Source organism: Clostridium yunnanense (genome assembly GCF_016595795.1).
Lineage (GTDB): Bacteria > Bacillota > Clostridia > Clostridiales > Clostridiaceae > Clostridium_AR > Clostridium_AR yunnanense.
Map to the genome: position 1 here is coordinate 1 of NZ_JAENHN010000062.1, position 13,156 is coordinate 13,156.

Genomic DNA, 13,156 nt, shown 5'->3' on the forward strand with positions numbered 1-13,156 from the left:
TTTACTAACTACTATAATTGACAGTATATCTTGGGACGGAGATAATACAGAACTTAAAATTAATTTTATAAAATCATGATTTATACTCTTGATTGTAAAATGATGCTTTTTTATAACTTAAGGACATGGTTCTGTTATGAAAGAGCGACTTTTTTTGAGCATCTTTCTAATGAATATTATATAGATTTTACTTTCATCACTGATTCCTATATATTAAAAAAGATGGCAAGTTATATACTCGCCACCTTAGTTATCTGTTGTAGTTTTCAGCTATAAATTATACTTTTTTTACTTAGCAGTTAAGAATATATATCAGAGAACTCGATACTTATTCTTTCCACATTGGACCTAACTTCCGTTTCTTTATTTTCTTTCTCAGCAGTGTCTAGTATTTCAACAGGCAAAGTAATATAAAACTCAGTTCCTTCCCCTATCTTACTTTTCACATGTATTAGTCCTTTATGAAGTTCAACTAGTGCTTTCACTAAAGACAAACCTATTCCAGTGCCTTGAACAGTATTTAAAAGATTATTGTCAGCTTGTCTATATCTTTCAAATATAAGCTCCTGCTGCTGATCATCTATACCAACTCCACTGTCTTTAACAATTATACTTATCTCTTTTCCTACATCTTCAATGTATACAAATATTGTACCGCCTTCATTTGTGAACTTAATAGCATTTGAAAGCAAGTTAAGCATAATTCTTTCTATTTTATCATGGTCAAAGGCCATATACTTTTCTTCTACTTCAGTATCAAAAATAAGAGTTATATTTTTAGTTTCACAGTAACTTACTACCGACATAGTGATGCCTTCTACAACATCTACTATATTTCCATTTCTTCTTTTAAGTTCAAAAAAACCTGAATCGATCTTGGATAAATCAATTAGATTATTGACCAGTCTCAGAAGTCTATAGCAGTTCTGCTTTATGGTTTTGTAATATGTCTGCATTTTATCTATGGAGTTTATCATCGAATCTTGAGAACCATATAATCCCAATATTTGTATTGCTCCAAGTATTACATTTAATGGAGTTCTAAGCTCATGAGAAACATTTGCAAAGTGTTCTGTTATGCGTTTATTAAGATATATTGTATCTTCAAGCATTTTGCCTTTCTCTTCAATATCAGCTGATAATTTCTCTACTTTTTTTTGAGCACTTAAGTCATTAAAAACTACAAGAATTGAGGGCTTACCTTGATATATAATATATGATCTTTGCATTCTAACAGAAACCTTTCTTCCATCGATGGTAACCAGATTGGTATCGTAAGCTTCCCAATTTTTTTTCTTTTCTATTATTTCATCATGTATAGCCATAGTAGCTTTTAAATTTTCTTCTTCAAAAAACATGGAGAAATCAGCTTTCAATAAGTCCTTTGCTTTAGAAAAGCCAAGAATTTTTGCCGCAGTTTCATTAGCAAATACATGATTGCTATCTGTATGAATTATTATGGCATCGCTAGAATTTTCAATTAATATCCTGTAACATTCATCATTATTTACCATAGCTTCTTCAAACATGATTCTGAGATCACTTTCTTGCAAAAGCCTATCCTTTGTCTCTATTAATGCTCCAGTGACTTTATTAAAAGGTTGTTTAAGCCCGCACTGTACCACCCCTTTATATAACATATAAAAAGAGATTACTCTAAAAATATAAGCACTGGTATTTTCAATACATAAAGTGTAATCAAAGAAGAGAAAAAGTATTTCATTTATTATTCTAAAAATTATAGATAATTCCATAAAAAAAACAAGCTCTCTGTTTTTTTTATTAGGCACTTTATATAATATTATTCCGCTGATAAAAAGAACTATAATTATTGTTATTCTGCTAACTTGATTGAATAATGTATTTCCATAGCCTTCTATATAACTCTCTGGAAAAACTTTTAAAACATATATACTTAATATGATCGTTGCAAAAGCAATTATGTATATGCATCTGAATATATTGATATTGATTTTGTTAATGCCTTTATATAGAAATATACTGGTAGTCAAAATAGTTATACCACTAATATACCTAGCGGAAATCCAAAGGGAAGAAGATAAATTAGCTGAATTCAGTCCAAATATTCCTACATTAAAATAAGACACCGTATGAAGCACATCTATAGTACCAACTGTTAAAAATCCCATACCTAGTAGCATAAAAAAATTATTATTACTTAACTTATACGTATTACTAGCAAAAAAATAGATGGCAAAACATATTATTATTCCTATAAACATAATTATGCTGTGATAAAACATGTAGTCCGCTTCTATGAGTCTTTGTGAAATGAAAATACCTAATATTATTAATAGTAAACTCTTTGTTACCTCATTTTTAATACTAAAATCTGTGGTATTGTTACCAAAATCTTTCGCTGTCTTAATCATTCTATCACCTACACTCATATATTTTATTCCAATAATCCCATTCCGTTTAAACCAACTTCTATAATCACTACATACTTATCATATTTACTTGTACTTTTTCCTATGGAGCTATCTACTCTAAATATTATAAGCTGCACATCGATTAAAACATGGTATTTCAAAGAATTTTAAAGTTTAAGTATATCTAATTTCATGAAAGATACTTTTCCCTCAGCCAATTAGACTAATAATTACCCAATTAATCATATTATAGCAACATTTTCTATGTAAAGCTTTCATTTTTTATATATTTTTTTTAAAATTTATAAGCAAAAGCTTACTTTAAAGGCATTTTTTAAATTTCTATGCTTTTAAAGTTAGAAATTTGGAGATAAAATCCTAATGCTCCCTAGATAGAGAAAAGGCAATATGTGTTTCATAAAAACATTGTGTAACTTTATAAAATCTTTCAGATACATCTTTATATACAATCCAAAATTTTACCCCTTAATCTAAAAAAATCACCCTAGATAGATTGTACATAAATTAATATAATAAATACATAAATACAAATATTAACATTAATACACCCTATTTCATTTATTCAACACACATTTTCCCCTGTAAATACATATCAATTGCTTAAATTACGCGCTACTCTTCCTTTATGCTACTAGCCCCCTTGCTAGTAGCATAAATTCTTTGTGTGGTAAATCTATATAAATAATCTTGTTCTACCTACATAAAACTAAGTGATACTTCCGTTAACTATTAATGGTACTTTACTTAGGTTATAGAATCTATTAATAAAATTGTGATAACAAAAAGGAGCTAATAACAAAAGACAAATGCCCTTTGTATTAGCCCCCTAAAATATCAAATCTATGGCTGCCAGTTAACTGTTACTGTTCCTGTAGCATTAGAAGGAACAGTGTAAGTATGGTTTGATCCGCCTTCCCAAGTTACAGTTGAACCATTTTTCTTTAAATACTTGAACTGTATAGTAGTTCCTGCTGGAACACTTACATCATAGTACCAAGAAGGATATTTGTACACTACTTGATTAAACATTGCACCTATTGCTTTATTTGCATCCCAGTTACCTAGCTCTGCTACACTACCAGCTAGATAAACATTTTCTCCCAGTGCTGTACTTGCATTGTTTACAACAAATCTTACTAAAACTTGAGCTCCTGTAAGAATATCGTAGTTTGCATAGGTATTACTTGCAGTTCCACCAGAGGTCTTTAATGAAACATTTACTTTACCAGCTGCTACATTTGGTACTACAGCTTTAACTTGGCTGTCGCTCCATGATACTACTGTTGCAGCTGTTGTTCCAAAAGTTACAGTTCCTGTAGCTGAGCCAAAGCCTCTACCATCAATTACTACAGTTTCACCTGGTCTTGCCATTGGCTGACCAACATGACCTATAGTAGGTGCATTAGATGTTGCAGTATACTGCCATACAGCAGCTCCTCCAGCAGCTAAAGTGAATGTATTTACTGCCCCACCAGTTCCTACTGTTATACCATTACCTGAAGTTAAGCCTCCAAGTACATCACTGTAAGTTCCAGCTGGAAGCGATGTTATAAGTCCACTTATATTTGCACTTGTAGTTAAGTTCTTATTAACAGCTATCACTGCAACACTATTGCCGAACTTTCTTTCATATACATATACATCGTTATTGATCCATTTTTGTGTTGTATTTCCATAAGCTACTGCTGGATTTGTCTTTCTTAATGGCGCTAACTTCTGCACAATTTGATATGCATTAGTTGTATTGCTAAAACCAGTCATCATAGCTCTGTTGTTAGGGTCGCCATTACCTGTCATGTACTGTTCAGTTCCATAGTATATAGCAGGAACTCCTCTTGAAGTTAATGTATAAACAAGAGCTAAATCTGTTGTTTTAGTGCTTGCACCAGCTTTAGTAAATCTATCCATATCATGATTGTCTATAAAGGTAACTTGATCGTTTACATCTTCATATGCTGTTTGAGTACCTGATACCATTGAATCCAATCCATACATAGTGTCAGTACCATCTCTAAATACTTGTCTTACCTTCTGTGAAAATCTGAAATCTAATAAACTCATACCACTATTATTTGCAAAAGAATGGTTGTTTGGATCAACTTCGTTAGTTCCTAAGAACCATTCACCAAAGGTAAATACAGGCTTGTATCCATAAACAGTGTCCATGAAATTCTTTTGCCATCCCATAGGCATATGCTTTACAGCATCCATTCTGATACCATCTATGCCATAATCAAGCCATTTCTTTATAGCTGATTTCATATAAGAATCTACAGTATTGTTTTGGTGCTCTAAGTCTGCTAAGTCATATAAATTCTTGTAAATACCATCTTCTAAGCTTGAAAAATCAGTTCCTCCATTATGATGAAACATTCCAGTTGGGTCATTTGAATATGAACCAATTAATGCGCCATTATCATATAACTTTCCATTTTCAGCATAGCTTGTATTTGTTTGATCTGCTGGAGAAGTATGATTTGGTGCAAAGTCTATTATAACTTTTATATTCTTTGCATGTGCTGCATTTACCATATTTTGAAAATCTGTAAAGTTTCCAAAGTAAGGGTTAGTCTTTTTGAAATCTCTTGCCCAGTATCCATGGTAAGCAGTGCTTCCATCAGTGAATACTGAATATATATTTTCAACTGGTTGTGATACCCAAATAGCTGTGATACCCATATTTGATAGATATCCATCGTTTATCTTGTTGATAACACCTTGCCAGTCACCACCAAAGTATTTTTTTAGCTGAGTTTTTGTTGAATCGTATAGAGCTCCTGTAGGATTGTTTGCAGTATTACCATCAGAGAAACGGTCAGTAACAATCTGATATATAACATCTGTTGAAAAGTCAACCTTATTTGATACAGCTGCATCTCCTGTGTATGCACTTGCTGCTTTAACTATTAATGGATTAGTATTTTGAGTAACATAAATAGGTAATATTAATGCTAATGAAAGTAAGAAAGGTATAAACTTGTTTCTTAATAATCTTGTAGCTTTTCTCATTTTTCCCCTCCAAAAATATAATTTATCTGCGCAACCGTTTTCACAGTAAAGAAAAAAATTTTTCTACTTTCTTTCTCCCTCCTTTCAAACTTTATTTTTCACTTAATTGGTTAAATAATAAAGATATATCTTATGTAATTTACTATACACAATCAATTTAGTTACTGTCAAGTGTTACCAAAATATTTTTTATATATTATTCGTTAATTAGGACCAACTTACTTAACAAATAATCACAATTACCCCAATAATCACTTACAATTTGCAAATTACATATTTATCCACTATAAATTTCTTAAAATCACTATTTATAATATCACTTTTAAATATGTTGTTTTTGTGTTTTATCAAGAACTTTCTATGCATCCTATCTTTCTGAATATACATTTAGGAAACTTACAGATGAAGCCACCTACTTTTTCATTATCCTTTGAAGACACACTATCTTCCTATTAGATCCCTATCTAGTGAAAAAAACACTTCGTATTACTAAAAATACGAAGTGTTTTTAACTCTAATTCTTATTTAAATTTTAAACTTGTCCACAATTTCCATAAGTTTTTCTGCGCTCTTTTCTGTTGTTTTCATCAAATTAGTAACTTCATTTGCATTTTGCATAACGGTAAAGGTTTTTTCAGATATTCCCTGTGCACCTTCTGCATTTTCTTCATTTGATGTTGCAACATCATTAATAGCATTTATCATTTCGTGTATAGAATTTAATAGTTCTTTTGCAGTTTCACTAAAATCAGTAACCAGATGTTGAACAGCCTCTGAATCTTTAAAGTATTGCTCTCCTGTATCTACCATTGATTTATAGTCTTTTATAACAGCTGTATCTATGAAATTCAATGCCTTTTCTGAGCTTGTCTTAAGATTTATAACTGATTCAGTAACAAGCTTTGTTATATCTTGAATTTCATTTACTGTATTTTTTGATATCTCAGCTAGTTTACGTATTTCATCAGCTACAACTGCAAACCCTTTACCAGCTTCTCCTGCTCTTGCAGCTTCAATAGCAGCATTTAAAGCAAGAAGATTTGTCTGAGAGGTAATTTGTAGAATTGATTCTGAAAGTACATTGATTTTTTCAACAGCATTTGACTTTTCTATTGCCTCTCTTGTATCTGAGTCAATAGTATTACGTATATCTTGCGCAGCTCTTTGTGATATTATGGCATTTTCTTTTAAGCTTTGAGCACGTTCACTGATTTCTTCAGCTATATGAGTACCATTTTGAGCCTTACTTGCTATAGCTTCAATAGAATTTTCTATATTTATTGAAGAATCATTCATAATCTTTGTAGCAGCTGAGGTTTCTTCAATTCCAGCAGATATTTCACTTGTAGTTGAAGATACAGTCTCCATTTTATTTGATAATTCCATCATATTTTCTGCTGAAGTATTGATATTACCTTTAACACTATTTGCTTCACCTATAATACCAGAAACAAGAGATTTTATAGAGCTAACCATTACATCCATTGAACTTATAAGTACTCCAATTTCATCATTACGCTTTTTGTATTTTTTTGGTACTTCCTTCGTAAAGTCTGCATTTGCTAAATGATTTAAATACTCAGCAGCTAACTTTATCGGTTTTGCAGTAATAGTTGCCATGGTGAATGACATAATAAGTATTAGAACTACTGAAATTGCTATAAAGATTTCAGAAATTAAAATAGACTTATTTACTTCGCTGTATGCTTCTGCTTTAGGAATAGTCACAACTATTTTCCATCCAGTTCTATCTACAGTGGAAAAAGATGCTATTTTTTTTATTCCCTTATCATCTACATATTCAATATAACCATTTTTTTTAGATAATATTTCATTTTTAATTGCATCTTTGGTAGATGTACTTTTTAAAACTTCACTATAATCTTTACCAACATACTCTTGATTTGGATGATATATAAAAGTCCCTTTTCCAGATAACATGAAGCCAAATCCCGAGTTTCCAACCTTTATTTTACCAACATAATTTTTCATTACTTCTACACTAACTAAATTAACAATTATACCTTGAAAGTTTTTACTATCATCTATAATAGGCATTGCTATAGGTATGTTCGTGTTTTTAGTACTTCTATTTACAACTAGATCTGTAAAAGCTATTTCTTTAGTATCCCTAGCCTTGATAAAATATTCTCTATCTTTAAGATCAATGGTACCAGCTTTACCATCTTTATTAACAAAATTTAATGATTCTACCTCTGGATCACCTTCGTTAACACTTTTAAAAACCGCTGATATTTCAGCAGCATTTGGATTCTTAAACTCTGGATGAGCTTTGTACACTTCTGTAAGTTGTGCTACTTTTCCATCAAGCCATCCATTCATTGTATCTACCATAGAGCTAGATATCCCCATTTCTTTTTCTTTAATATCATCCGATGTTACTGAGTTAAATTGGGTTAATTGAAACACAGACAATGTAAGAAGAGGTATTAGCGATACACAAACAAGAGTTATTGCAAGTTTAAATCTAAGTGATTTAGTAAATCTCATTTAAAGCCTCCTTAATAATTAAATTTATATTTTTTCTACAACATGCACTAGCCACTTAACTGACTACTAATTTTTGTCACCCTTAATAGTCTTAAAGCTTTATGATAATTTATCACTTTTTCAGATGAACTATTATCAAAGAACTTAAACTTCACCTTTATCGCTTCAATCATAAGTTTAACCTAATTATAACTACCTCCTATAATTTTGTCGATTTATTTTGTTGTTTTGTCTAAATTTAAATAATGCTGTATTTTTTTGACGCATTTAATCTATTTTTCGTACCTTCAGAAATAAACTAAAGATGTACATAAATATATTTATATATCATGTCAATTTAAAAGCCTCTGCTAGATTTCTCCAGCAGAGGCTTTTAAATATGTTATAAAATTGTAATTAAAATATTTTGTATAGGTGTCCAATACATGCTTTTATACTCATTTAAACTATTTATTAAACTTTTGACTTCTCCATATGATCATTGTACCATTTTCCAAATAGTATTTTTAATGATGCCGCTACTGGGACTGCTATAAGCATACCTATAAGCCCCCCAACATTTCCACCTATTAAGATAGCAAGCATAGTAAATACCGGATGTAACCCTACACTATCTCCTACAATTTTAGGAGCAAGGAAATTGTTATCAACTTGCTGAACTCCAAGCATTCCTACTATAGCCCATAACGCTGTAATAGGCTGCCCACTTAGTAATGCCATTATAACTGCTAGTACCGTACCAACTAAAGGTCCTACATAAGGAATCATATTGCAGATACCAGCTATTATACCGATAACAAAGGCATAATCTATACCTATAAAGTAAAGTACTATTGCAGATAAAACACCTACCATAGAAGCTTCTAAAAGCTGTCCTCTTATATAGTTATTAAAAGTGCTATTTAAAATAGCAAATATCTCTCTTAAATTATGTCCTGTTTTACTTTTCCCAAATATAAGGTTAAATATCTTGTTCCATATATCAATAAAATACTCAGAATCTTTAACCAAGTAAATACTTAGAATCAATGCAATAAAGAAGGTTGCTATATTCCCTCCTGCAGATACAATAACATTTGCTAAACCACCTATGCTGGCAGTAACATAGGCTTGTATATAACTCACTCCTTGCGCAATCTTCTCATTTAAGTCAGTAGGGATGGATATATTCAAGCTTTGCAATTTTTCACTGATGTAATTTACCGACAACTTTGTGTTATTTAAATACTCTGTGAAATATGCAGTCATATTAGCAATAGTTGTATTGTTTGAAAGTTTCCCTCCGACCATTATATATATTCCTATAATAATGGATAAAAACAAACTAATCATAAGCGCATAAACTATAACTATTCCTAATGTTCTTCTTACTGATGAATTTTTTACAACATTTCTTTTTTCTAAAAGTATCTCTATAGCATTAACCCCTGGCTTTAATAAGTAAGCAATCACTAAAGCAATAAGCAGAGGTTTTACCAGCACATAAGCTGTTTTTAACATACTTGATGCTAGATTAAAGATGTTCCCTATATTATTGAGAATTGATATTCCAATATATACTATCATCACAGTTCCTATAGCATATAAGCAATACTGAAGCAGCTTTTTATCTAATTTCATTGGCACCTTACCTTTCAATCTGATATTATTTTAAATTCTATTATTCTCGAAAAAACACACTTCTTATAGAATTGGCCTTGTGTTAATTACTATACATTATATTAAATGTCAAAGTGTTGGTAAAGGTCTATTTTTACCAATGAGCTTCTTAAACTCTTCAACTGAGCTGTTTATAACAAGTTCTTTAGGGAAGTTAATCTCCTTAAGCACTTCAAATGCTAAATCTACTTTTCCAACATGTTCATCAAAATGCGCGTCACTTGACACTATAATAGGCACCTCATACTTTTTGCACAAATTAAGCATATATATACTATTTTCTCTAGCGTTCTTTCTTTGATTCCTAGGATTAATAGAATTGTTATTTAGCTCTAATAAAGTATTGTACTCTTTTGCCATTCTTACAATAACCTCGTAATTTAGAGGACATTCACCATCATCAGGATGACTTATAATATCTATTTTAGGATGTTTAATCGCTCCAAGTATAGCGCTAGTATTTTGATCTATAGTTCCATGCTCATAGCAATGTCTATGGATTCCTGCAATTCTTACATCTAGTTTATCAATATATCTTTCCTCTAAGCTTAAAGCTCCATTATAGTCCAGAATATTTATCTCAGAGCCAAGCATAAGCTCTATCCCATACATTTCTCTAGGTACAACACTAAGATTGCCAAAATATATTTGCTCACAGGTTCCTGGTATTCCAGGCGCGTGTTCTGTAATCCCTAGTAGCTTTAGTCCCTTTTCCGAAGCTGACTTAGCCATCTCTCTTAAAGTACTATAAGCATGACCACTAGCAATTGTATGAGTGTGTACATCTAACTCTATATTCATATGAAAACCCCTTGTCCGTAATCTTAAAATAATTATAACACATTTTACTGTTGTTTTAATATTTAGATTATTTACAGAGTCAGTAATATACACATGATTTGCCTTAAACCAGTTTTATTTCATATTTCAATTAATATATTAATTATGTCTTAATTTGTCCAAATCTACTTTTTGTCGCAATCTTTTTTCCTAAATAAAGATAAACCTCCAAAACCACTTATTATTGCTGCATAAAAGCCCAGATCATACCAAAACCCCGTATTGTTAACTTCATATACCTTGAGCTTATTATTAAAAAATTCGCCTATAAGTGAAATCGGTGCAATCCATCCATGCCAAATTCCAGAAAAAAGTCCTGCCTGGTTTGATGGTGAATTAGTCCCATCCCCTGGGATACAACTTACTAGTAAGGCAGCAGTGCTAATAAGTATAATAATGATTATTAATTTCTTTTTCATACAAATTTTACTCCCTTCTTCAAAATAAGCTTCAGTGATTAATTCTGTAATTAATATGTTCCTAGGGCTCTTTGTATGCTGGATATAACGCTTATTTAAATATTTAGAAAGAGGTACTGTTGAATGCTGTACAACCACTTAATTTCAACAACATTTTTTTAATATATCATTTTTACAAATATATAATTATTAAAAATCCTACTGTTCAATAATAAATATCTTAATTTTTTACACTTTGTAAAGTATACTCAGTTAAACTAAAATCACCTCTAAATCCCATTAAAGTTTAGCGCAAATTTTGTCGAAAGAACTAATATGAATTAACGAAAAAAACTTAAGGGGTGTTGTTATGAGATTCAATAAGATTAAGCTTTCAAACAAACTAATAATTGGTTTTTCTTTAATGATATTACTAGTGATGCTTTCGAGCGGACTAGCTATATTTAGATTGAATGCTATAAACCAAAGTGTTACTAGACTTGTAAACGTTGAAAACAAAAAGATGAGTCTAGCATATCAACTGAGAGGTAGTATTAACAAGATTGCAATAAGTGTGAGAAATTTATCAATAAGTGGTAATTCTAACTACATCTCTGAGCAGCAAAAAATTATTACTGATAATAAAAAGATATTTGAGTCTAGTAATAATGAGTTAGGTTCACTTATTACTACAAACGAAAGCAAGGAAGTGTATCAAGCACTTCAAAAAAATGCTACCGCAGCATTTTCTGCTTTCGATAAAGCCATAGCTATAGGCTCACAAACGGCTCTTAATACTGCGCAACTAGAATCAATAATTAATGAAATCGATACACCACAAGCTGCTTTGTTTAAAAGCATAGACGATATTCTTACTATGCAAAATCAATCAATGCAGATTGAAGCTGAAAAAGGCAGATCTACAACAGCAGCAGCCACTACACAGATGATTATAATACTTGCTCTAAGTATAGTACTAGGTATACTTTTAACCTATGTTATTAGAAGAAGTGTTGTAAACCAAGTTAAACAAGTTATGGATGGATCAACAAAACTAGCAGAAGGAAATTTTAATCTTCATATGGAAGCTGCTGCTAAAGACGAGATCGGAAATACAGTAACCGCTTTAAATGAAGCCGTGGATAAATTAAATATAAGTATGCTTTCTATAAAAGATGAAAGTGAAAATATTCTTCAAAGCAGTGAGATAACAAATACTCTATTTACAGAAGTAAGTTCACAAATAGAACAAATATCAGCTGCTACAGAAGAGATTTCAGCTGGTATGGAAGAATCCTCTGCAGCAGTTCAAGAAGTATCTTCAATGACTTCAAATGTAAGAGATGAAATAAATATTACTGCTGAAAAAGCACAACAAGGCTTAGATATAGCATTAAATATTCAGCAAAAGGCTACTGCTATAAATGAGGAATCTGTTAGCTCTAGAAAAAATGCTGAAAAAGTATACAATGAAACAAAGGTTAATCTTGAAAAAGCACTTGCTGGAGTAGCTGTTGTAAACGAAATATCAGAAGTAGCAAACAGTATTGATGCTATAGCTAGTCAAACTAACCTACTTGCTTTAAATGCAGCAATAGAATCTGCAAGGGCTGGTGAGGCTGGTAAAGGCTTTGCAGTAGTTGCAGATGAAGTAAGAAGACTTGCAGAACAATCTTCTCTTGCAGTTTCTGAAATACAAACAAAGATTAGTGCAGTACTTCAATCTGTTAGTAAGCTTTCAGGCTCATCACAAGACGTATTAATGTTTATAGAAAAAGATGTTTTAAAAGACTATCAAAAGCTAATCCAAATCAGTGATGAATATAAAAAAGATGGAGATACCTTTAAGGAGTTAATTGGAAACTTTGCGGAAGTTTCAAAAAATATCTCAAACACAGTAGACCAAATCACAAAGAGCATGGATGATGTTGCAATATCTGTAACTGAAGTAGCAAAGTCATCAACTAATATAGCTTCAAGTATAGTAGAAGTTAGTGGTAAAAACGATTCAATCTTAGCTTCTTCAGATAGTAATTCTGATAGTGCATTGAAACTAGGAAAGCTTATACAACAATTCACACTAAAATAATCATATTAGCTTACTTGTGAAGGTTCAGTAATCTCATACTGGACCTTCTTTAATTGTTTTTAAATATCCCTATTACATTTCCTTCAAGCTTACTATTCTTTAATATATTGAAATATTTTATTTTTCAAACCTTCATTTGACTAAATATATTTTCTCATTAAATAAATTGTAAATAATCCATAAATCTTCGATTACCTTAAGTTTTAGTTTTCACCTTTAATCACTGTAACTTAACG

Annotated in this window: 9 protein-coding genes; 1 reads left to right on the forward strand and 8 read right to left on the reverse strand. The window is 31.1% G+C overall.

Annotated elements, in window-relative coordinates:
* Positions 1 to 299: 299 nt before the first annotated feature.
* The 8 genes from JHL18_RS22435 to JHL18_RS22465 form a co-directional block, all read right to left on the reverse strand.
* Complete coding sequence (locus tag JHL18_RS22435; RefSeq protein ID WP_200273443.1) at positions 300 to 2,393, reverse strand: sensor histidine kinase; 2,094 nt, start codon at positions 2,391 to 2,393, stop codon at positions 300 to 302.
* A gap of 23 nt (positions 2,394 to 2,416) precedes the next feature.
* Entirely contained in the window at positions 2,417 to 2,554 is a 138-nt protein-coding gene (locus JHL18_RS22440; protein WP_200273445.1) for a hypothetical protein, read from the reverse strand.
* A gap of 700 nt (positions 2,555 to 3,254) precedes the next feature.
* Complete coding sequence (locus JHL18_RS22445; RefSeq protein ID WP_200273447.1) at positions 3,255 to 5,423, reverse strand: alpha-amylase family glycosyl hydrolase; 2,169 nt, start codon at positions 5,421 to 5,423, stop codon at positions 3,255 to 3,257.
* A gap of 525 nt (positions 5,424 to 5,948) precedes the next feature.
* Entirely contained in the window at positions 5,949 to 7,934 is a 1,986-nt protein-coding gene (locus tag JHL18_RS22450) for a methyl-accepting chemotaxis protein (protein ID WP_200273449.1), read from the reverse strand.
* 47 nt (positions 7,935 to 7,981) lie between these two features.
* Positions 7,982 to 8,107: a hypothetical protein gene (locus tag JHL18_RS26400; protein ID WP_274600993.1), complete on the reverse strand. Its 126-nt coding sequence runs from the start codon at positions 8,105 to 8,107 to the stop codon at positions 7,982 to 7,984.
* A 280-nt stretch (positions 8,108 to 8,387) separates the two neighbouring features.
* Positions 8,388 to 9,554 carry an AI-2E family transporter gene (locus tag JHL18_RS22455; protein ID WP_200273451.1) on the reverse strand — a complete coding sequence of 389 codons (1,167 nt, stop codon included), beginning with the start codon at positions 9,552 to 9,554 and terminating at the stop codon, positions 8,388 to 8,390.
* A 108-nt stretch (positions 9,555 to 9,662) separates the two neighbouring features.
* Complete coding sequence (locus JHL18_RS22460) at positions 9,663 to 10,394, reverse strand: phosphatase (protein WP_200273453.1); 732 nt, start codon at positions 10,392 to 10,394, stop codon at positions 9,663 to 9,665.
* A 164-nt stretch (positions 10,395 to 10,558) separates the two neighbouring features.
* On the reverse strand, positions 10,559 to 10,852 hold the full coding sequence (locus JHL18_RS22465; RefSeq protein ID WP_200273455.1) for a hypothetical protein: 294 nt from the start codon (positions 10,850 to 10,852) through the stop codon (positions 10,559 to 10,561).
* Positions 10,853 to 11,201: 349 nt separating this feature from the next.
* On the opposite strand from JHL18_RS22465, the gene JHL18_RS22470 reads away from it, so the two are divergent.
* Positions 11,202 to 12,920: a methyl-accepting chemotaxis protein gene (locus JHL18_RS22470; RefSeq protein ID WP_200273457.1), complete on the forward strand. Its 1,719-nt coding sequence runs from the start codon at positions 11,202 to 11,204 to the stop codon at positions 12,918 to 12,920.
* Positions 12,921 to 13,156: the final 236 nt, after the last annotated feature.